General features: G+C 64.8%; 16 protein-coding genes. 10 read left to right on the top strand and 6 right to left on the bottom strand.

Translation table 11 applies throughout. The annotated features are described in order from the left end of the window. Window positions 1–73 precede the first annotated feature (73 nt). The 4 genes from ptsP to AB4037_RS10050 form a co-directional block, all read right to left on the bottom strand. Window positions 74–2,338, bottom strand: a complete 2,265-nt coding sequence (gene ptsP / locus AB4037_RS10065; protein ID WP_434954918.1) for a phosphoenolpyruvate--protein phosphotransferase — start codon at window positions 2,336–2,338, stop codon at window positions 74–76. Window positions 2,339–2,601: 263 nt separating this feature from the next. Continuing rightward, window positions 2,602–3,852: an aspartate kinase gene (locus tag AB4037_RS10060; protein ID WP_434954919.1), complete on the bottom strand. Its 1,251-nt coding sequence runs from the start codon at window positions 3,850–3,852 to the stop codon at window positions 2,602–2,604. Window positions 3,853–4,083: 231 nt separating this feature from the next. Beyond that, complete coding sequence (locus AB4037_RS10055; protein ID WP_441771418.1) at window positions 4,084–6,210, bottom strand: OmpA family protein; 2,127 nt, start codon at window positions 6,208–6,210, stop codon at window positions 4,084–4,086. A gap of 104 nt (window positions 6,211–6,314) precedes the next feature. After that, window positions 6,315–6,743, bottom strand: a complete 429-nt coding sequence (locus AB4037_RS10050) for an Lrp/AsnC family transcriptional regulator (protein ID WP_441771417.1) — start codon at window positions 6,741–6,743, stop codon at window positions 6,315–6,317. A gap of 123 nt (window positions 6,744–6,866) precedes the next feature. Here AB4037_RS10050 and AB4037_RS10045 point away from each other — a divergent pair, with 123 nt between their 5' ends. From AB4037_RS10045 to AB4037_RS10020, 6 genes are all read left to right on the top strand, one after another. Continuing rightward, window positions 6,867–7,955, top strand: a complete 1,089-nt coding sequence (locus AB4037_RS10045; RefSeq protein ID WP_434954922.1) for a saccharopine dehydrogenase C-terminal domain-containing protein — start codon at window positions 6,867–6,869, stop codon at window positions 7,953–7,955. Window positions 7,956–8,254: 299 nt separating this feature from the next. Continuing rightward, window positions 8,255–9,526 carry an ROK family protein gene (locus tag AB4037_RS10040; protein ID WP_434954923.1) on the top strand — a complete coding sequence of 424 codons (1,272 nt, stop codon included), beginning with the start codon at window positions 8,255–8,257 and terminating at the stop codon, window positions 9,524–9,526. A gap of 122 nt (window positions 9,527–9,648) precedes the next feature. Then, entirely contained in the window at window positions 9,649–12,225 is a 2,577-nt protein-coding gene (locus AB4037_RS10035; RefSeq protein WP_441771416.1) for an ATP-binding cassette domain-containing protein, read from the top strand. Next, on the top strand, window positions 12,222–13,232 hold the full coding sequence (locus AB4037_RS10030; RefSeq protein WP_441771415.1) for an ABC transporter permease: 1,011 nt from the start codon (window positions 12,222–12,224) through the stop codon (window positions 13,230–13,232). The genes AB4037_RS10035 and AB4037_RS10030 overlap by 4 nt, the downstream gene beginning before the upstream one ends. Before the next feature lie 55 nt (window positions 13,233–13,287). After that, window positions 13,288–14,298: a rhamnose ABC transporter substrate-binding protein gene (locus AB4037_RS10025; RefSeq protein ID WP_441771414.1), complete on the top strand. Its 1,011-nt coding sequence runs from the start codon at window positions 13,288–13,290 to the stop codon at window positions 14,296–14,298. A 69-nt stretch (window positions 14,299–14,367) separates the two neighbouring features. Next, complete coding sequence (locus AB4037_RS10020; RefSeq protein ID WP_441771413.1) at window positions 14,368–15,402, top strand: hypothetical protein; 1,035 nt, start codon at window positions 14,368–14,370, stop codon at window positions 15,400–15,402. Between the two features lie 42 nt (window positions 15,403–15,444). Here the strand turns inward: AB4037_RS10020 and AB4037_RS10015 are convergent, their stop codons facing one another. Then, on the bottom strand, window positions 15,445–16,092 hold the full coding sequence (locus AB4037_RS10015; RefSeq protein WP_441771412.1) for a glutathione S-transferase family protein: 648 nt from the start codon (window positions 16,090–16,092) through the stop codon (window positions 15,445–15,447). Window positions 16,093–16,252: 160 nt separating this feature from the next. Between AB4037_RS10015 and AB4037_RS10010 the strand changes: the two genes are divergently transcribed. The 3 genes from AB4037_RS10010 (at window position 16,253) to AB4037_RS10000 (ending at window position 19,608) form a co-directional block, all read left to right on the top strand. Then, entirely contained in the window at window positions 16,253–17,167 is a 915-nt protein-coding gene (locus tag AB4037_RS10010; protein WP_441771411.1) for an aminotransferase class IV, read from the top strand. Window positions 17,168–17,384: 217 nt separating this feature from the next. Further along, a complete protein-coding gene (gene sthA, locus AB4037_RS10005; RefSeq protein ID WP_434954929.1) occupies window positions 17,385–18,773 on the top strand; it encodes a Si-specific NAD(P)(+) transhydrogenase in 1,389 nt (462 codons plus the stop codon). Between the two features lie 157 nt (window positions 18,774–18,930). Next, entirely contained in the window at window positions 18,931–19,608 is a 678-nt protein-coding gene (locus AB4037_RS10000) for an HAD family hydrolase (RefSeq protein ID WP_441771410.1), read from the top strand. A 201-nt stretch (window positions 19,609–19,809) separates the two neighbouring features. On the opposite strand, the gene AB4037_RS09995 is transcribed toward AB4037_RS10000, so the two are convergent. Further along, window positions 19,810–20,439 carry a DUF4893 domain-containing protein gene (locus tag AB4037_RS09995; RefSeq protein WP_441771409.1) on the bottom strand — a complete coding sequence of 210 codons (630 nt, stop codon included), beginning with the start codon at window positions 20,437–20,439 and terminating at the stop codon, window positions 19,810–19,812. A gap of 356 nt (window positions 20,440–20,795) precedes the next feature. Between AB4037_RS09995 and AB4037_RS09990 the strand changes: the two genes are divergently transcribed. Next, window positions 20,796–21,614, top strand: a complete 819-nt coding sequence (locus AB4037_RS09990; RefSeq protein ID WP_441771466.1) for a lytic transglycosylase domain-containing protein — start codon at window positions 20,796–20,798, stop codon at window positions 21,612–21,614. The last annotated feature ends 589 nt before the right edge of the window (window positions 21,615–22,203 follow it).

Raw genomic sequence — 22,203 nt, 5'->3', positions numbered from 1 at the left:
GTCCGCATCTTGGAAACGGTGCGCATGGGGAGAAAAAGCGGGCGAGGACGCCCGCGCTCCCGGAGCAGCCTCGCTATAACGGGATGCCGCGTTCGGCAGCGAATTCCCGCAAGGCAAGGCGCAGCGGCTTCTCCGCTTCCGGCTTGAGGTAGTGGTTGACGAGGTCTGTGATCTCGCGCGTGTCGATTTCGAGCAACATGGCCTTGACCGGGCCGATCGCGGACGGCGTCATCGACAATTGCCGGAAGCCGAGGCCGATCAGGGCAAGCGCCTCCAGCGGTCTGGATGCCAGCTCGCCGCACAGCGTCACCGGCACGCCGGCGGCGTTGGATTTGTCGGCGATCATCTTCAGGGCCCGCATCACCGAGGGCGAGAGCGTGTCGAAACGACCGGCCACACGCGCATTGCCGCGGTCGACCGCATAGAGGAACTGGAAGAGATCGTTCGAGCCGACGGACAGGAAGTCGGTGCGCTGCAGGATCTCGTCGAGCTGGAAGAGGAGGCTGGGCACCTCCACCATGGCGCCGAGCTTCACGAGATCCGGCAGGGGCTTGCCGTGGCGGCGCAGGAAGGTGATCTCGCGTTCCACCACCCCGCGAGCCTGGTCGAATTCCTCGGCGGCCGAGATCATCGGGAACATCACCCTGAGCTCGCGTCCGGCGGCGGCCTGCAGCAAGGCGCGGAGCTGCGAGCGCATCAGGCCGGGACGGTCAAGGCCGAGACGGATGGCGCGCCAGCCGAGCGCCGGGTTCTCCTCCTCGATCTGGTGCATATAGGGCAGCACCTTGTCGCCGCCGATATCGAGGGTGCGGAAGGTCACGGGCCGGTCACCGGCAGCCTCCAGCACGGCCTTGTAGAGCGCATATTGCTCGCCGGTACGCGGGAACTGCGAGGCGATCATGAATTGCAGTTCGGTGCGGAACAGCCCGATGCCGTCGGCGCCGCTCTCCTTGATATGCGGCAGGTCGACCAGGAGGCCGGCATTGATGAACAATCTGATATCGCTGCCGTCGCGCGTGCGGCTGGGCAGGTTGCGCAGGGCGAGATACTGCTCCTGCCGCTTGGCCCGGAACCTCACCTTCTCGGCATAAGCGTGTTCGACATCGGGCGCCGGACGCACCTGGACCTCGCCCACCGAGCCGTCGACGATGATGGCATCGCCTTGTTCGACCAGGCTGGTGATGCCCTCGACCTCGCCCACGGTGGGAATGCCGAGCGCGCGCGCCACAATGGCGACATGGCTCGTCGGGCCACCCTCTTCGAGGATGAGGCCGCGCAGGTTGTCGCGCGAATAATCGAGCAGGGCCGCCGGCCCCATTGAGCGGGCCACCAGCACCGCATCCTTGGGCATGGCGTCGGAGGACACGTGATGCCCGTCGCCGGTGAGCTGACGCAGCAGGCGGTTGGCGAGATCGTCGAGATCATAGAGGCGCTCGCGCAGGATCGGATCGGCGACGCGCTGCATGCGCGCGCGCGTGTCGGACTGCACGCGCTGCACCGCCGCCTCGGCGGTGACGCCGGTGGCGATGACCTCGCGCATCTTGGTGATCCAGCCGCGGTCCTGCGCAAACATGCGATAGGCTTCGAGCACGTCGAGCGTCTCGGTGGCGCGGGCGAGGTCGCCACGGTCGAGCATGGCGTCGATGGCGTCGCGCAGGCCGACGATGGCATTGTCGAGGCGGTCTGTCTCGCGCCCGACGTCATCGGCGATAAAGGTCTTCACCACCACGCGTGGCTCGTGCAGCACGACATGGCCGAGGCCGACGCCCTCGGAAAGCGGGGCGCCGGTCAACTGCAGGGCGCGACGGCTGGCGAGATCGGCGCCCGGGCGGGCGAGGGCCTGAAGCTCGCCGGAAGCGATCATCTCGGCCAGCACCATGGCGACCGTGGCGAGCGCCTCGATCTCCTCTTCCGAATAAGCGCGCTGGGCCTTGTTCTGCACGACCAGGACGCCGAGCGTCTCGCCGGCGCGCAGGATCGGCACGCCGAGGAAGGCGTTGTAGATTTCTTCGCCTGTTTCCGGCTTGTAGGCAAAGGAGGGATGGTGCTGCGCGTCCGAGGTGGTGACGGCCTCGGCTTCCTTGGCGACGAGGCCGACCAGGCCCTCGCCCTTGCGCATGGTGGTCAAATGCACCGCGTTCGGATTGAGGCCTTCAGTGGCATAGAGTTCGAGCGTGCCGTCGGTGCGCAGGACATAGACCGAGCAGACCTCCGCGACCATGTTCGCGGCGATCAAGACAACGGTCTTGTCCAGCCTCTCCTGCGCCGAAACAGGCTCCGCCATGACTTCGCGGAGCCGCTTGAGGAGCAGGCGCGGGCCACCGATCGCGCCACGCATCCGATGCCTCCATGTCCTCGACAGATCTGACGACCCGGCGAACCGGGGCCGTCCGCTGTCTCAGAGGGCCGGCCGGTTCTGGCGAAGCGGCCGGTACCATAATGAATAGGGGGCGTACCTCGCGCGAGAATCCAAACGAAGCACGCACTAACTTTTTGTTCTGTCGCAAGATCTCACGGAAATTGAAAGAAGTATTTCCGATCTTGCCGGGCACTGCGTCATCGGGGCGCTATGCCGTCGTCATGAGAACAAGGCGCGGTTGCTCAGGCCTTGTCGAGCCCGTAAAGCGTGTGGAGCGTGCGTACCGCCAGTTCGGTATAGGCCGCGTCGATCAGCACGGAGATCTTGATCTCGGAGGTGGTGATGGCGCGGATGTTGATGCCGCGGCCGGCGAGGGCCTGGAAGCAGGTTGCCGCTACGCCGGCATGGCTGCGCATGCCGATGCCGATCACCGAGATCTTCGAGACGTCCATATTGGTTTCGACATTGTCGCACACCACGTCCTTGCGGGCCTTGTCGATCACGTCCTTGGCGCGCTGGAACTCGGCCTGCGGCACCGTGAAGGTGATGTCGGTGGAAGCCCCGTCGGCGGAAATGTTCTGCACGATCATGTCGACGTTGATGTTGGCATCGGCCAGGGGCACGAAGATGGCGGCGGCGACACCCGGACGGTCGGCAACATCCCGCAGGGTGATCTGCGCTTCATCCTTCGAATAGGCGATGCCGGTCACAACCTGCTGTTCCATGATGTCTTCCTCGTCGCAGATCAGGGTTCCGGGATTGGGGTTTTCTGGATCGTCGAAGGACGATCTTACATAGGTTTTCACCTTGTGGACCATGGCCAGTTCCACCGAGCGGACCTGCAGCACCTTGGCGCCGAGGGAAGCCATTTCCAGCATTTCCTCGAAAGCGATGCGGTCCATGCGCTGGGCCTTGGGCACGATGCGCGGATCGGTGGTGTAGACGCCGTCGACATCGGTGTAAATGTCGCAGCGCTCGGCACCGATCGCGCCGGCAATGGCGACGGCCGACGTGTCGGAACCACCGCGGCCCAGCGTGGTGATGCGCCCGCTTATGGGTTCGACGCCCTGGAAGCCGGAAATCACCGCGACTTCCCCGGCGGCAAAGCCGTCATCGAGATTCTTGGAGGGGATCGCCGAAATGCGTGCGGAGCCGTGAGCGGCCGAGGTCTCGATCGGCACCTGCCAGCCCTGCCAGGATCGGGCCTTGATGCCGATGCTGCTGAGCGTCAGGGCCAGGAGGCCCGAGGTCACCTGTTCGCCGGAGGCGACGATGGTGTCATATTCGCGCTGATCGTAGAGCGGCGACGCCTCGTTGCACCAGCCCACGAGCTCATTGGTCTTGCCGGACATGGCGGAGACCACCACCGCCACGTCGTAGCCGGCGGCGACCTCGCGTTTGACATGCTGCGCCACATTCTTGATGCGCTCGACAGTGGCGACAGAGGTGCCGCCAAACTTCATCACAAGACGGGGACGCGGGCTGCCGGACATACGGCCACTAGGCTCCGATGAACTCTCGAACGTGCTGAGACGCTCTCGATGAGGGGACGCCGCACAAAAGCGGCCAGGATGCGATCCCGGCCGTGGCTGTTATGCATGAGGCGAGGAGACGCGGAGACCAGTTGCCACCGCGCCGCGGGATTTAAGCGAAAGGGGAAGCGATGGCAAGCAAAAGCGGCGCGCATCCGACGGGGATGCGCGCCGCGATCTTTATCGCAGCCGTCACTTCTCCAGCAGAGGCGTGATACGGCGCAGGGTCACGCGGCGGTTTTCCTGCTCGGGCTCCGGCGTCGGGATCTTGAGATAGCGCTCGCCGAGGCCCGCCGTGACCAGATTGTCGGGCGAGATCACGTAATATTGCGTCAAGGCCTGCTTCACAGCCTCGGCCCGCTCCTTGGACAGGCGCAGATTATAGGCATCGTCGCCCACCGCATCCGTATTGCCCTCGATCACGAAGACCTCGCCCGGATGGGCGGCCACGATGCGCTCGAGGATGCGCCCGATGCGGTCGAGATTGGCGATCTCTTCCTCGCGTACGAATGATTCGTTGAAGCCGAAGTGGATGGTATCCAGTTCGACGCTGGGAATGGACTGGCGCACGGCGGGCTGTTCCATCACCACCTCGGGCCGGGCAAGAAATTCGGCACGTGGATAGCGGCGCGGCAGAGGCTTGAGGGGACGGGCGGCAAATTGTTGCTCGATCTGGTCGTCATCGACTTCGGCGGCCCAGACGCTCTGATAGCGCTGCCCGCGCGGGTTGATGTCCATGTCGAATCGCCTGCCGTCTTCATCGCCCCGCAGGCGGTCAGTGCGCTGACCGCGATCGCTGAGCAGGCGGCGGCGCAGATCGTTGCGGTCGTCCAGCAGATATTGCGCGAAGGCCTCACGGTCCTCGGGATTGTAGCGCTGGTCGTTGGAGGCGTCGCGATAGACCAGGATACGGCGGTTGAGCTGTTCGATGGTCAATACGTTGGACGGGCGCCGATCCGCCAGGATGGCGGGAATATCCTGGGGACGGGGCGAACCCTGGCGGAACTGGGAGCGGCCAAACGGCGAGCCGCGCCCGGCCTGGCCTTGCTGCTGCTCGCCGCCATATTCCTGGTCGGCGACGCGGTTGCGCAGGGCCGCGCGTGCGCCGTTGAGGCGCTGGATCAGGGCTTGCTCGGTGGCTTCCGACAGGTTTCCGGTCGCCAGGGCCGAGCGATAGACGTTGAGGCGCTGGCGCAATTGCTGGTCGTTGAGACGGTCGGGCGGCGTGGTATCACCCAACAGGCCGATGGCGCGCTGTTCCGCCGCCCGATCGACCGGGCCCTGCAGGGGGCGGCCCTGGCCTTGCTGGCTGCCGTTGTCCGGCTGCGGCGGAAGGCCCGGGCGCCCCTCCTGACCCTGCTGCGTGCCGTCGGCCGGCAGGGGAATGCCGCCTTGGCCGGGAAGCTGGTTGCGCCCGCCTGAGCGGCCGTCCAAAGGACGGTCCTGGGGGCGGTCTTGGGGGCGTTTCTGCGGCTGGCCGTCGTCGACGCCCTGCGGCACGCCGTCATTGCCGGGCTGGCCCTGGCCAGGCTGGCCCTGCGTGCGGTCGCGGCGCTTGCCGCGCGGTTCGGGCGTGCCGCCGTTCTCCTTGTCCGTCTCCTGGCCTGCAGCCGGCTGGTCGTCGCCGGCGGCAGGCTGCTGGGGCTTGGGCTGGAGAGGCTTGGGTTGCGCGGGGGCAGTACCGGCACCTTGATCCGTATTCGGCTGGGCAGGAGCGCCGGGCTTGGCGGCCGGTGTGTCCTGCCCGCTGTTTTCGCCAGGGGCGGCGGGTTTCTGGCGCTTCGGCTTTGTCGATGGAGCCGCCGGTGCCGGCTCGCCAGCAGCCGGTTTTCCAGGAGTTTCCTGGCCGGCCGCATCGGGTGCCGGCTTCTCGCGCTTGGGCTTGGGCTTGGCGGCAGGAGGCGTCTCGACCGGCGCCGGTTCGCCGGGCGCGTCCTGGCTGGCCGCATCGGGCGCAGGCTTCTGACGCTTGGGCTTGGCGGCGGGGGCCTCGTCAGCGCCGGAACCGGGCGCTGCCCCCTCCTGCTCGGCAGCCGGCTTCTGCCGCTTCGGCTTTGCAGCGGGAGCGCCACCGTCCTGGTCCTGCGATTCGGCGGGGGCAGCCCGTTTTGCCGGAGCCCCTTCGCCATCCTGGCCGCTGCCCTTCTTATGGCGCTTCAGAATGTCCTCGACCGAGGGCTTGGCGCCCGGCGCGGGCGCTTCCGTGGTTGGGGCCTGGGCGTCCTGGGCCATGGCATCCTGCACCAGCACGATCGCCGTGGGCGAGACGGCGAGCATCAGGGTTCCAGCCAGACCGAACAGTTTCTTGCGCAGGAGCATCTCGACCTCTCATGATTTGGCCGCCATCATCCCGATTGCGGCTGAACCGAAACTGAACGTCGATTATCGAAGATCCGTCGGTGTCGGGATCGGTCACCGCCCAGCTAACGCTCGATCCGGGTCGACAGGATGAGAGAGGTCGAGGTGCGCTCGACGCCCTCCAGCGCCCCGATGCGATCGGCGAGTTCGTCGAGTTCGCCCACGGACCGGGCCTCGATCACTGCGATCATGTCGAAATTGCCGCTGACCGAGTGCAGGGTGCGCACGGACGGAATTTCGCGCAGGCCCGCTTCCACCTGGCGGATCAGCTTCGGCACGGTGGTCAGCAGGACATGGGCGCGCAGGAGCGAGCGCGTGTGTTCCTCGGAAAGCCGGATGGTGTAGCCGACGATCACGCCGCGATGTTCGAGGCGGGCCAGGCGGCTCTGCACGGTGGTGCGGGAGACGCCGAGGCGCCGGGCGATCTCGGCCGTGGAGGCGCGGGCATTCTCGCGCAGGATGGCAATCAGGGTATCATCGGCGGGTGTCGTCATAATGACGATATAACGCCCTGCATTGTGCAAAGAAAGCTCGGCATATCGTCGAAATGCAGGCTTCGAAACAAAAGGAGGCAGGCGTAGGCTTTTGAGCAAGAATCGCGACAGGGGAGGCCGACGATGCGCAAGATCGTGGTAGCGGGAGCAGGCAAGATCGGGGCGTGTATCGCCGATATTCTGGCGGTCAGCGGAGACTATGAAGTCACAGTCATCGACCGTTCGGCCGAGCAGCTGGAAAGTGCCGAGCTTTCGGCGGCGGTGGCGCAACGTGAACTCGATCTCCAGGACGAGGCTGCCCTCGGTGCAGTGCTCGACGGTGCCTATGCAGTGCTCAGCGCGGCACCCTTTCATCTCACCACCCGTATTGCGGAAGCGGCGGCGCGCGCCAATGTCCATTATCTCGACCTGACCGAGGACGTCGCCTCGACGCGCCGCGTGCGGGACCTCGCGGCTTTGGCCAAAAGCGCCTTCATCCCTCAATGCGGGCTGGCGCCCGGCTTTATCTCGATCGTCGCCAATGATCTCGCCCAGCAATTCGACAGCCTGGATTCCATCCGCATGCGGGTCGGCGCCCTGCCGCAATATCCCTCCAACGCGCTCAACTACAACCTGACCTGGTCGACGGATGGGGTCATCAACGAATATTGCGAACCCTGCGAAGCGATCGTCGATGGCCATCGCGTCGAAGTACCAGCGATGGAGGAGCGTGAGGAATTTTCGCTCGACGGCGTCACCTATGAAGCCTTCAACACCTCGGGCGGCCTCGGCAGCCTGTGCGAGACCTATCTGGGGCGAGTGCGCACGCTGAATTACCGCACCATTCGCTATCCCGGCCATGCGGCGATCATGAAGGCGCTCCTCAACGACCTCGATCTCAGGCATCGCCGCGACGTGCTCAAGGACATTCTCGAAAATGCCTTGCCGGCGACGATCCAGGACGTGGTGGTGATCTTCGTCACCGTCAGCGGCAAGCGCCACGGCCACCTGGTGCAGGAGACCTATGCCAACAAGATCTACAACCGCCGCGTCGGCTTGCGCCTGCGCAGCGCCATCCAGGTGACGACGGCCTCCGCCATCTGCGCCGTGCTGGACATGCTGGCCGCAGGAGAATTGCCCCAGAAGGGCTTTATCCGCCAGGAGGACATTGCCCTGTCGGCCTTCCTGGCCAATCGCTTCGGCAGCGCCTATGCGCAGACGGCGGCGCGATAGGAAAAGATGTATCCAGGAACTTGGATGCCGCATCCCTAAGCGCCGACTTGGGATGAGAGATGCGACGCTCGCCTCTCCCCGTAAGAACGGGGCGAGGGGACACATGCGTCGAGTTCTATTGTCGCCTTTGTCATCTCGCGGGTCCGCTACCTCGAGGACGCATGGACGAGAACGTCCGCGTTTCCGGGAAGCGTTCCCCTCAATCGTGTCATCTCGCTTGATAATTAAGCATAGTGCTTTAATAATTGAAGGATCCTTCCGGCTCGAGATCCTTCATTCATTGGAGCACGATGGCGATCATGTCCCAGCCGAACGCGCCGGCGAGCCGCAAGGGCAGCAATTCCGTCCAGGTCCGGCGCTACAATGAGCGCGTGGTGCTCGAGGCGCTGCAGCGTCTCGGCCAGGCCTCCAAGGCCGAACTCGCCCGCTCAGCCAATCTCACGCCCCAGGCCGTGGCCGTCATCGTCGACCATCTCGAGGAAGTCGGGCTCGTGAGGCATGAAGGCAAGCGCGCCGGACAGGTGGGGCAGCCTTCCACCCTCTATGCGCCGGCGCCCGACGGTGCTTTTTCGATCGGCCTGCATGTCGGCCGGCGAGCCTTCGATGCGGTGCTGGTCGATTTCACCGGCCGCACCCTGCGCATGGAGACCAGCGACTACGAATATCCCGAACCACAGATGGTGGCGGAGCTGGCCGCCGCCTATGTCCGCACCTTCCGGGCCGGCCTGGCGCCCGATTTGCGCAGCCGGTTGGTCGGCGTCGGCGTGGCGATGCCCTATTTCATGGACAGCTGGACCAAGGAGCTGGGCATGCCGGCTTCGATCACCCAGGCCTGGGAGGATTTCGATTTCGCCAAGGCCCTGGCCGACAGCATAGATCTGCCGCTTTTCTTCGAGAACGATGCCTCCGGTGCGGCGACGGCCGAACTGGTCTATGGCCGGGGGCGCGAGGCCAGGGATTTCATCTATCTGTTCATCTCCACCTTCATCGGCGGCGGACTGATCATCAACGGCAATCTGGAGACCGGCCCGAACGGCAATTCGGCCGCCTTCGGCCCCTATCCCGTGACGCCCTCGCTGCTGTCCAGCGTGCCGGCGCCAAAAGGGCCATTCGAGATCCTGCTGCGCCGGGCCTCGATCTATGTGCTGACCAACCATCTGCGCCAGAACGGCGTGCCGATCCGGCGGGCCCACGAACTGGCCGAGATCGGCGAGGCGGCCGAACCCCATCTCGGCGCGTGGGTGGAGGACTGCGCCGACGCGCTCGCCCAGGCGATCGTCGGCGCCATCGCCGTGGTGGATGTGTCGGCGATCGTGATCGACGGCATCCTGCCATCGGCCATCCTGCAGCGGACGGTCGAGGCGGTGTCGCGCCGTTTCCAGGCGATCATGCCGGAAGGGCTGTTCGCGCCTGATATCGCGGTCGGGACGATGGGGCCGCAGGCGGCGGCGATCGGCGCGGCCATCCTGCCGCTCTATGCCATGTTCGCGCCGGACAGTGCCACGCTGGTGAAGGCCAAGGCGCCGGGCATCGGGCGCGCCAGCCTGAAAACCTATATCGGGGCCGGCTAGGGGAAAGGGCATCCGCTTGACAGTCCAGGGGCATCGATATATCCATTTGCTTTAATAATTAAAGGATGCGGGAGGATGATGGTGGGGGTATCTCGGTCGCGTCATCGCCGGCGTGCAATGCCATGAAGAGCAGCCTGGCCGATGAGGGCCTCGGAACCTCGATCGCGTCCCCCGCGGCGGCTGCCGGGTTGGTGAACGCCTCCAAGCGCTTCGGAGGAACGATCGCTCTTTCCAACGCCAGTTTCGATCTCCTGCCCGGCGAGGTGCTGGCCCTTTTGGGCGAGAACGGCGCGGGCAAAAGCACCTGCGTCAAGCTGCTTGCCGGCGTCTACAGGCCGGACGAGGGCGCGGTCGCCATCGATAAACAGCCGGTGGAGCATTGGTCTCCGCTCGAAGCCCAGCGCCGCGGCATTGCAGTGATGCATCAGCATCCCGGCCTGTTCGGCGACCTGACGGTGTTCGAGAACATTTTCGTCGGCCACATGCCGCAGCGCTCCCTGGGCCGCATCGACTATGAGCGCATGCGCGAGGAAGCGCGCGCTCTGCTCGACGTCGTCGGACTGAAATGCTCGCCCGAGGATCAATTGAAGGAGCTGCGCACCTCCGAGCAGCAATTGGTCGAGATCGCCCGTGCCCTATCGGTCAACGCCAAGGTGCTGATCATGGACGAGCCGACCGCTGCCCTGTCCCAGCGCGAGGTCGAGCGCCTCTTCGCCGTGGTCGCCGATCTCAAGGCCCGGCAGGTGGCGATGATGTTCGTCGGCCATCGCATGGAAGAGATCTACCGGATCGCCGATCGCATCGCCGTCCTGCGCGACGGCCATCTGATCGGGGTGAGGCGGGCGGTGGAACTCGACCGCGATCAAGCCGTGCAGATGATGATCGGGCGGCCGCTCAAGGCCATCTATCCGCAATGGGACTCCAAGCCCGGCCGCGAGGTGCTCGCCGTTTCCGGCCTGTCGCGCGAAGGGGCCTTCGACGACGTCTCCTTCAGCGTCCGGGCCGGCGAGATTCTCGGCCTCGGCGGGCTGGTGGGCAGCGGGCGCACCGAGATCGCCCGCGTGCTGTTCGGCATCGACCAGCCGACGGCGGGCCGCATCGAGATGGAAGGAAGGGCGGTATCCTTTGCCGATCCGCCCGCCGCCATGGCCGCCGGCATCGCCTATGTCTCGGAAGACCGGCTCGGCCAGAGCCTGGTGATGGATTTTCCCATCCTCGACAACGCCTCCCTGCCGGTGATCGAGAAGGCCACCATGGCGGGGCTGGTGATGCGCCGGCAGGAACTGGCTTTGGTCGAGCCGCACTTGCGGCGCCTGAAGCTGAAATTCCGCAGCTTCGCCCAGCCTGTGAAGACACTTTCGGGCGGCAATCAGCAGAAGGTGGTGCTGTCGAAATGGCTCGCCACCCAGCCCAGGCTGCTCATCCTCGACGAACCGACCCAGGGCATCGATGTCGAGAGCAAGTCCGAAGTCCATACCATGATCGCCGAACTGGCCCAGCAGGGGCTGGCGATCATCCTGATTTCCTCGGAACTGCCCGAACTGGTGAGTATGTGCGATCGCATCGTCGTGCTGCGCGAGGGCCGGATGGCTGGCGCCTTTGAGCGCGGGGAGGCCGACCAGGAAAAGGTGATACGCGCGGCCACCGATGCCGGTGGGGTGGTTTTGGACAAGCAGCCGGCGCTGGCGCCGCGGGATGAGGCCGCAAAGCTCGATGAGCCTCCGGGCAACTGGCTCAAGGCGCTGCTGCGCCGGCGCGAGGTCGGGCTGGTCGGTGCCATGGCGGCCGTTGTCCTGCCGGTGATGTTCCTCAATCCGCGCATGGTCAGCCCCGAGAACCTGACCGCCATCGCCATGGACGCGGCGCTCCTGATGATCGTCGCTGTGGCCCAGATGCTGGTCCTGCTGACGCGCAACATCGATCTGTCGGTGGCCTCCGTGATCGGCCTGTCGGCCTATGGCGCCGCCAGCTTCATGCATGCCCATCCCGAAAGCTCGGTGCTTCTGGGCGTCGCCACGGCTTGTGCCATAGGCCTGGCCTGCGGTGCCCTGAACGGGCTGGTGGTGACCCTCGGCCGCGTGCCGGCGATCGTGGTCACGCTTGGAACCCTCTCGGTCTTCCGGGGCCTGAACAGCCTGTGGGCGGGCGGCCGGCAGATCAGCGCCGACCAGGTGCCGCAAGCCTGGCTCGACATGACCAGCGCCCGCATCGTCGGCATTCCGGCCGTGATCCTCATCGCTCTCGCCTGCCTGGTGGTGATCGGGGTGATCCTGAAGCACTGGCCTGTTGGCCGGGAGCTCTATGCCATCGGCTCCAATCCGGATGGGGCCGCCCTTATCGGCATCCGCCGCACGGCTCTCGTGCTCGGCGCCTTCATGCTGGCGGGCCTGCTGGCCGGCTTCGACGGCGCGCTGTGGGCCTCGCGCTATGCCACCATCGATGCCCGCGTGGCGCTCGGCTTCGAACTCACCGTGATCGCCTCGGTGGTGGTGGGTGGCGTCGCCATCAGGGGTGGTGCCGGAACGGTGCTCGGCGTCGCCCTCGGCGCGCTGACGCTCCTGGTGATCCAGAACGGGCTGACGCTGGTGCGCGTCGATCCGCTCTGGCTGCAGGGGGTCTATGGCCTCGTCATCCTGCTCGCCATCGGTGTCGACACCATCATCGGGCGGCGGACCCATCAGGGACGGAGAGGGCGATGAAGACGAGCCTTATCGAAAGGATCGCCAGCTGGGAGAATTTCCTGGCGCTGCTCACCGTAGCGGTGCTCGCCTATGCGGTGCTGGCCGTACCGAATTTCGCCACGGCCTTCAACATCTCGCAGGCCATTGCCGGTGCATCCGAGCGAGCCCTGATCGTGCTGCCGATGGTGCTCTTGATCATCGCCCGCGAGATCGACCTGTCCGTTGCCAGTATCCTGGCTCTCAGCAGCGTGGTGTTCGGCGTGCTGATCCGCGAGGGCCTGCCGCTGGAGGGTGCGATGGCACTGGCGCTGCTGACGGGCATCCTGGCGGGCGCGTTCAACGGCGTGCTGGTGACCTATCTCGGCCTGCCCTCGCTGGTGGTCACCCTCGGCACCATGGCGATGTTTCGCGGCATCGGCTACATCCTGCTCGGAACCGGCTCGGTGAACGAGTTTCCCGAGAGCTTCACCGATTTCGGCATCGACACGCTGGGCGACACGCCGATCCCCTGGACGATCGTGCCTTTCCTCGTGCTGGCGCCGGTCTTCGCCATCCTCCTGCAGGTGAGCAGCATCGGCCGGCGCATCTACGCCATCGGCGGCAGCCCTGATACGGCGCTCTATGCCGGGGTGCGGGTGGCGCGCATCCGCCTCGGCCTGTTCGTCCTCAGCGGCTTCATCTGTGCCATCGCCTCCATCGTGTTCACCGCCCGCCTTGCCAATGCCCGGGCCGACAATGCCATCGGCCTCGAACTCGACGTGATCACCATCGCGCTTCTCGGCGGCGTCAGCGTGTTCGGGGGCAAGGGCAAGCTGACCGGCGTGTTCCTGGCGCTGGTACTGATCGCCACGCTGCGCAACGTGCTGGGGCTGAGCCAGATCGGCGGCGATGCGCAGGGCACCGTGATCGGGCTCTTGCTGATCTTCTCGCTATTGCTCAGCACCACGGCCCAGCGCCTCTATGGCGGTCTCCAGGCCAAGTTCAATGCAGCCGGCCGGCCGCGAGAACCGGAACGAACGACCTGACTGAAAGCGTAAACCAACAACGACCTGAAGAAAGGCGTGAAGGAGGAGACGAGCCATGAAAAAAGCGATGAGAACACACCTGATCCTGACCACGGCCATCATGCTGGGCGCTCTGGCGGCGCCGGCCCTCGCGGCCGAGAAATGCGCCAAGGAGCCCGTGACCGTCGGCTTCCTGCCCAAGCTCGACACCGATCCCTATTTCCAGGTCGCCAAGACCGGGGCGGAGGAGGCCCAAAAGGAGATCGGCGGCAAGGTGATCCAGCAGGCGCCTTCCCAGGCGACCGCCGAAGCCCAGATCGAGTTCATCAACAATCTGGTGTCCCAGAAGGTCGACGTCATCGCCATCTCCGGCAATGACGCCAATGCCGTGGCGCCGGCCCTCAAGCGCGCCGCCAAGCAGGGCGTCAGGATCGTCTCCTACGATTCGGACGTCTCGGAAGCCGCCCGCTCGCTGTTCTTCAACCAGGCCAAGGGCGACAGCCTGGCCGAGATGATGCTGGAGAGCATGGGGCAGATGATCGGTTATGAGGGGGATTTCGCCATCCTCTCCTCCACGCCGACGGCCACCAACCAGAATGCCTGGATCGACTTCATCAAGAACAAGATGAAGGAGCCAAAATTCGCCAAGATGAAGTTGGTGCAGATCGCCTATGGCCAGGAGAGCGAGCAGGTCAACCAGCAGCAGGCCCTGGCGCTCGTCCAGGCCTTCCCGAACCTCAAGGGCATCATCATTCCCGCCGGCATCGGCCTGCCGGCCGCGGCGCGCGCCCTCGACCAGGCTGGCAGCCTCGGCAAGGTCAAGCTGACGGGCCTGGCGCCGGCCACCCTAATCAAGAAATACATCCAGAACGGCTCCGTCCAGGACATCTGGTGGAACGTCAAGGATCTCGGCTATCTAACCTATTACGGTGCCCAGCAACTGGCGCAGTGCAAGATCGCCGGCAAGCCGGGCGACAAGTTCAAGGCCGGGCGTCTCGGCGACTATACGGTGGGCGAAAAGGGTGAGGTGGTGCTCGGCCCCGCCAAGATCGTCACGCCGGCCAATGTCGAGGAATTCAAGTTCTGAGCACGAGTTCCGGGCGGCGACCAATCTTGCCGCCCGGATACTGGCCCCGCCGGAAATCAGGAAATCTACATGTCGCAAACCTGGTCGCTCGACTGGTCGCATGGCCAGGTGACGGTACATGCCGGCGCTGCCGCCCTGGGCCGCACGCGCTTTCGCTTGGAGGACGGCCGCTTCGTCGAACCCTTCCACGAGGCGCCCTGGATCACGGCCGGCGAAAAAGTCGAGCCGGGCTTGGAGAACCTCCGGGGCGACTGGCCCTGCCTGCCCTTTGGGAGGCTCTACAGCAGCGACGATCCCCTGATCGGCGCCTGGCGGGGGCTGGTGGATGCTTCGTTGCCGGACAGCGTCCATCCGCTCGGCCCAAGCGATCACCTGCTGCATGGCCACAGCGCTGCCGCCGAATGGAGCCTGGTGTCGCGCACGCAGGACGCGATCACCCTCGGCCTCGATTATCCCAGCGACTCGCCCATCGAGAGGATCACACGCACGATCTGCCCGATCGACGGGCAGGCGGGACTGGATGTTTCCGTCGAGATCCGGGCCCGGCACCGTTGCGTCAGGCCGTTCGGCTTTCATCCCAACTTCGCCCTGCGTGGAAAACCAGGATCCTTTCGCATCGAGCCCGGTCCCTATCGTTTCGGCCTCAGCCATCCCGTTGCCGAAGCGGCAGCCCGGGCCGAGCCGGACAGGAGGTTCACGACGCTTGCCGATGTCGCGGTCAAGTCAGGCGGGAGCGAGCGTTTCGACAGGCTGCCCTTCGCCGACGACCGCGAGGACATCTTGCAACTCTGCGGCATCGAAGGCGGCGTCCATCTCGTCGACGAGCACGACCGGGTTGCCTGGGATCTTTCCTGGGACACGACGAAGCTGCCGTCCTGCCTCTTGTGGATGAGCAATCGCGGGCGCAAATTCCCGCCCTGGAACGGGCGGCACCTGTGCGTCGGTGTCGAACCGGTGGCCTCGGCCTTCGATTTCGGATCGGTAATTGGCGCCTCGGACAATCCCATCGCCCAGTCTGGCGTGCGCACGGCGATCACGATCGAGCCGGGAATGCCGCTCACACTCGGCTATCGCATTCGCGGCCATGCGCTGGGGCCAAACTAGAGCGTAGTCTGTGCTGTCGGCTCGGCTTTGCGAGCTCATGTTTCAACGGGCTGACGGGGCGTTGATCGCAAATTGCGCGGCAAAGGCCCTGACATAAGCGGGCCGAGCTTCCCCGCGAGCGACATAGGCGGTCAGGTTTTGATATTCGTCCAGAAGGCCCGACATTCTCAGTCGCAGCAGCACGGATACCATCAACAAATCACCTGCGCTGAACGCCCCATCTAGCCAGTCGGCGTTGCCCAGCCGGGCGGAGAGCTGGTCGAGCCGGGCCCGAACGCGGTCCTTTACCAAGGGCAGGCGCTCCGCGCTCCAGGGCTTGTCGGCTTCGAAGATCCGTGCTGTCGTCAGGTCGAGGATCGGCGGCTCGACGGTGTTGAGTGCGGCAAACATCCACGTGATCGCCCGCGCTCGGGCATCGCGATCCCCAGGCAGCAGGCCCGCATGCCGCTCGGCGAGGTGAAAGATGATCGAGCCGGTCTCGAACAGCGACAGAGAACCGTCCTCGTAAGTGGGGATCTGGCCGAAGGGGTGGATGGCCAGATGGCCAGGCGCCTTCATCTGCGCGAAGGAAACCAGGCGAACCTCATAAGGCTGGCCCACTTCTTCGAGCGCCCAGCGAACGCGCGTATCGCGTGCCAGTCCCTTGCCGCCATCGGGTGATCGTTCAAACGCCGTGATGGTGATCGTCATCGTATCCATTTCCTTGCCTGGGCGAATTTCTTCGGCCTCCTATCGTGACGACGAATGAGCCTGGCGGAGGGCGACATCGGTCTTGAATTATTGTCATTACCGGGCGCAGATCGCGCATGCCCGATTCCGATCAAAGGTCGCGGGGCAAGAGTGGGGCCGCATGAACTATCCTGCCGGAACAGCCTATATCGATGGCGGCTTCGTGCCGATGTCGGAAGCCAAGATCTCGGTGCTCGACTGGGGCTTCCTGCATTCGGACGCGACCTATGACGTCGTACATGTCTGGAAGGGCCGCTTCTTCCGCCTCGACACCCATATCGAGCGATTCCTGCGCTCGGCCGACAGGCTGCGCCTCACGCTGCCGGTCTCGCCCGAAAAACTGGTCCAGATTCTCGCCGAATGCGTCTCCCGCTCCGGGCTCCAGGATGCCTATGTCGAGATGGTGCTGACGCGCGGTATCTCGCCGACCTTCTCGCGCGACCCCAGGGAGGCCCATAACCAACTGATCTGCTTTGCCATTCCGTTCGGCTGGATCCTCAAGCCCGAACAGCGCGAGGCCGGGCTTCCGATCGTGCTGTCCGACATTCGCCGCATCCCGCCGGATTCGGTCGATCCCACCGTCAAGAACTATCACTGGCTGGATTTCGTCATGGGCCTCTACGATGCCTATGATCGCGGCGCGCAGAGCGCCGTGCTGACCGATGCCGACGGCAACCTCGCCGAGGGGCCGGGCTTCAACATCTTCACCGTGCGCCAGGGCCGGATCGCCACACCCGATCGCGGCGTGCTGCGTGGCGTTACGCGCCAGAGCGCGATCGAACTCGCCGCCGAACTCGGCTTTCCCCTGGAGGAGCGGGTCGTGACGGCGGCCGAGGCGCGGGCTGCCGACGAGGTCTTCATTACCTCGACGGCCGGCGGCATCATGCCGGTGACGCGGATCAATGGCGCCGCCGTCGGCGAGGGCCGCATGGGGCCGGTCACCCGGGCGCTGCTCGAGGCCTATTGGGCCAAGCACACGGATGGCAGTTGGTCGACGGCGGTGGGGGATGTGCTGTCGGGCCGGGCGCCAGGATAGGCGCGCGACCTGTCTTCCCCCGCTTCGCGGAGAAGGCAAACAACGCTTCATTCCGCCGGCTGCATGGCAGATGGTTCGACGTCGTCGCGGCATTTTTTCTTGTCTCTTGGCAGGTGGCAGCCCTATGTGCATTCATGCTGTCATGCAGCATGACCATGCTCCCGGGCACTTCCCGCCTTTTCGACACCTTGTTCCAACGGCCTAGAGACTTCCCTCCATGTATGATTATGACATGCTCGTCATCGGTTCGGGCCCGTCCGGCCGTCGCGCCGCCGTGCAATCGGCCAAGCTCGGCAAGTCGGTCCTGGTGGTGGAGAAGGGCCGGCGCGTGGGTGGCGTGTCGGTGCACACCGGGACGATTCCCTCCAAGACGCTGCGTGAGACGGTGCTGAACCTGTCGGGTTGGCGCGAGCGTGGCTTCTACGGCCGGGCCTACCGGGTCAAGCAGGATATCGGCGCCACCGACCTGATGGTCCGCCTCCAGAAGACGCTCGACCACGAGGTCGAGGTGCTGGAGCATCAGTTCAGCCGTAACACCGTGCGCACGGCCCGGGGCGAAGCACGCTTTCTCGGCCCACACGAAATCGAGATCACTACGGAGACCGGCACGCGCAGCACGGTGACGGCCAATTACATCCTGATCGCCTGCGGCACGCAGCCCTTCCGCCCCGACTATGTGCCGTTCAATTCCGATAATGTCTTCGACAGCGACGAGATCATCGAGCTGCCCCGGCTGCCGCGCAGCCTCACCGTGATCGGTGCGGGCGTGATCGGCGTCGAATATGCCACCATCTTCAGTGCTCTCGACGTCGCCGTCACGCTGATCGAGCCGCGCTCGAGCTTCCTCGATTTCATCGACAAGGAGCTGATCGAGGAGTTCATGCATGAATTGCGGGACCGCAACGTCTCGCTGCGCCTGGGTTCCCCGGTGGTCTCGATCGAGCGCGAGGAGAGCCGCGTCGTCACCAAGCTGGGCGATGGCCGCAAGGTGTCCTCGGAGATGCTGATGTTCGCCGCCGGGCGCGTCGGCAATACGGACAGGCTGAACCTCGACGCGGCCGGCCTCAAGACCGATCATCGCGGCCGCATCGGCGTCAATCCGGCGACCCTGCAGACAGAGGTGGCGCATATCTACGCGGCCGGCGACGTCATCGGCTTTCCCAGCCTCGCCTCCACCTCGATGGAGCAGGGGCGAGTGGCCGCCTGCCATGCCTTCGGCCTCGAACCGCCGCCACCACCCGAATATTTCCCCTATGGCATCTATTCGGTGCCGGAGATCTCCACCACGGGCCTGACCGAGGAGGAAGTGCGCCAGAAGGGCATTCCCTACGAAGTCGGCATCGCCCGGCTGCGCGAGACCTCGCGCGGCCACATCATGGGGCTCGACAGCGGCATCATGAAGATGATCTTCTCGACCAAGACGCGCCGCCTGCTCGGCGTGCACATCTTGGGCGAGGGCGCGACCGAACTGATCCATATCGGCCAGGCCGTACTTAACCTCAAAGGCACGATCGACTATTTCATCGAGAACACCTTCAACTATCCCACCCTCGCCGAGGCCTACAAGATCGCCGGCCTCGACGCCTGGAACCGGATGGGGCGCTAGAGCATCGTGCCGAAAAGTGGATGCCGGTTTTCGGAAAAAACGATGCAATAACAAAAGCTTACAGTACGGAATCCGATTCCGATATCGGATCCTGTACTGTAGCGCGGCCCTGTCCGCGCCCTGTCCCCACTTTCGCGTAACATCATAGGAGTTCGCCGTGTCCCCTGACCGCAAGCTCGTCGTCCTTCTCGACGTCGACAACACGCTGCTCGACAATGACCGCTTCGGCGAGGACCTCGGCGACCATATCGAGGAAGCCTTCGGAGCGGACCAGCGCGCGCGCTACTGGACGATCTACGGCAAGATCCGCGACGATTACGGCTATGCCGATTATCTCGCCGCGCTCCAACTCTTCCGCGCCGGGCTGGACGACGACCCCGACCTGCTCCAGATGTCGAAATTCCTCCTGGAATATCCCTTCGCCGAGCGCGTCTTCCCGAAGGCGCTGGAAGCGATCGCCCATCTCAAGAGCTTCAGCGCTCCCGCCGTGCTTTCGGATGGCGACATCGTGTTCCAGCCGCGCAAGGTGCAGCGCGCCGGCCTGTGGGACGCGGTGGAAGGGCGGGTGATGATCTATCTGCACAAGGAGCAGATGCTGGACTCCGTGCAGCGCCATTATCCGGCCGAGCATTACGCCATGGTCGACGACAAGCCCCGCCTGCTCGCCAAGATGAAGGCGGTGATGGGCGACAAGCTCACCACCATCTTCGTGCGCCAGGGCCATTACGCCCTGGAAGCGGATATGAACACTGTCGATCCCAAGCCTGACGTCACCATCGAGCGCATCGGCGATCTTCTGTCCCTGGACCGGGCTGCCTTCACGCGGGCGGGATAGATGTTTCGCGCTTCTTTGCCGCCGACGGCATGAATCCGGGTGGGGCGGGCCTTCAGATCCCTTTCAAGGTCTTCCGAACAAACCGGAGAAAGGCGGATGAGGGGTTGCATCGCTCTGGCACTTCAGACCCGGCATCTTCATTCCTGGCAGGCGCCGCGCTTCAGGCTGGTCTGAAGACCAGCCCCCCGAGAGCCGGCAGGCTCAGCGCACCAGTTCGAGGATCTCGAGCGTGCTGCAGCAGGTTTGCGGCAGTTCTAGGCGCAGCTTGCGCGGGCCGGCCTTGAACAGATAGGCCACCGCGTCGGATTTGGGCGATGCGCCATAGGCGACCGGCGGATCGTCGCCATTGGCATTGCCGCCGAGGAAGACGAAGCGGGTGTTGCTGACGCGGTAGAGAAAGCCGCTGACGCGCTGGGAGCCGTTCACCTTGGCGAAGAAGAGCTTGCCGCCGCGCTCGCTGATGGCGCATTTGAAATAGGGATAGGCATAGATGCTGCCCTTGCCGTCATTGGCCTTCGAGCCGTCGTCGAGCTGGGCGCTGCGGCAGCGCCAATTGCCGACGAGTTCGCGTGTATTGGCGATCGGCCTGGGATCGCCGGCGAGGATCTCCTCCAGGGCGATGCCGTCGGCGGTGTGGCGGGCATTGGAGCCGAGCACCGCATCGACGGCGCTGCGGCGCGTCTGCTCGAAATTCATCAGACGGGTGCGGTCGGCCTCCTCGATCGAAACAGGCAATAGCGGCGTGGGATCGAATTCGGAGGCGGCCAGGGCCGTGCCGGTGGAGGCCGCGAACCAGGCGAGAGCGGCGAGGGCCCAATGACATCTCGTCATGATGGAATTTCCAAGTGGCGGGGTGCCCTGTTTGCACCAGTCCAGGCGATCCTGGCAAGGCGGCCGCGGCGTCATGGGTCATTGCCCAAAGGCCGGCCCGTCGTAGCCAGGAAACAGGAGGTCAAGAAGCAGCAGGACGCCAAGAAGCACTTGCCGAGGAGCTCGGCTATGGCGATAGAGAAGGCCGCGCTGGCAGTGGCGGGGCCTTGTTTGTGAACCTTCGGCTTTTCCCAAGCAGAGTTTTCCGACGGGCTCCGTCCATGGACCCCGCCGGAAAATTCTGCAAATATTTGATGTCTTGCAGATTACTCTCGATCGGGCCGGGGCCACGATCGAGAGTAATCTGCTTGACGACGATGCTGCTTCTTGCCGCCTTCGCCGGCATGGCCATGGTGGGCCGAGCCGAGGCGCGCCAGGAGAGCCTGGACGAGGCGATCTGCCGCCTGATCGAGACCACGGCCAAGGACAAGGGTATTCCGCCCGAACTCTTCACCCGGCTGATCTGGCGCGAGAGCAGTTTTCGTCCCCACGTCATCTCCAGTGCCGGCGCGCAGGGTATCGCCCAGTTCATGCCGGGCACGGCGGCCGAATGGCAACTCGACGATCCCTTCGATCCCGAAAAGGCGATTCCGGCTTCGGCCGCCTATCTCAGCGCGCTCAAGACGCAGTTCGGCAATTGGGGGCTGGCGCTGGCGGCCTATAATGCCGGGCCCAAGCGCCTCTCGGACTGGCTGGCGGGCGGGCGCTATCTGCCCTCGGAAACACGTGCCTATGTCTATTTCATCACCCATCGCAGCGTTGACGACTGGGTTTCGAACGACGGGCTCAAGGCCGGGGAGGAGCCCGCCGCCACGCCGGTCGATTGCGTCGCCGTCGTCACCACCGTGCGCCGGGAGGTGCCGCGCCTGATCGAGGGCCCCTATGCGCCCTTCGGCGTGCAACTGTCCGGCAATTTCTCCAAGGCGATCGCCATCGCCTCTTATGAGCGGGCGGTGAAGCGCTTCTCGGCCGTCCTGGCGGGCCGGGAGACATTGATTGTCGGCACGCGCATGGCCGGGCGCGGCCGGCGGGCCTTCTATCGTGTCCGCCTGCCAGCCCGCAGCCTGCGCGAGGCGAGCCTGCTCTGCGACAAGCTGCACCGAGTCGGCGGCAGTTGCGCGGTGCTGCGCAATTGAGGCTGCAGCAGCATCGTGCCGAAAAGTGGACTCCGGTTTTCGGCAAAAACGATGCGACAACAAAGATCCACGGCACTGGATCCGATTCCGAAATCGGAGCCTGTGCCGTAGCGGTCGGGCAAAGAAAAAGCCGGATGCGGGGGCACCCGGCAGTTGGGTCGTTGGGTCGGGCCAAAAAGCCCGAGGAAACTACGAGTGCGTCAACAGCTCGAAGTCATGCGGGCGGGCCCGCTCGAATGCCAGGAACGGTCTCAAGGCATTCGACTGCACACTCAACCGGTGGGCCGGGATTTGGTTCCATGCTTCGTGCAGATTTTTTCAGGCGTCTTGCCTGGCTGCGGGAGATCGGGAGCAGGCTCGTGTCGGTGTCGTCCATATCAGAACATAACATGAACAAAATGCTCGACAGTCGCAGCCGGCTCGCCTAATTTTCCGGTCTCGAATCCGAAAGCATTTTGCGATTTGCCGAAGCGGAAGAATCGCAACGGCATGTCGAAACAAGGCGTTGGAGCAAAAACGTTCTCGCATGAACGCGCTTTGCCCTGCGTTCGTGCTGATCAAGGCCGGGGCGGGCGGCAGACGCCCGTTC

It is taken from the genome of Labrys sp. KB_33_2, assembly GCF_052114505.1.
Taxonomy (GTDB): domain Bacteria; phylum Pseudomonadota; class Alphaproteobacteria; order Rhizobiales; family Labraceae; genus Labrys.
This window is presented reverse-complemented; position numbering and strand designations above follow the sequence as displayed.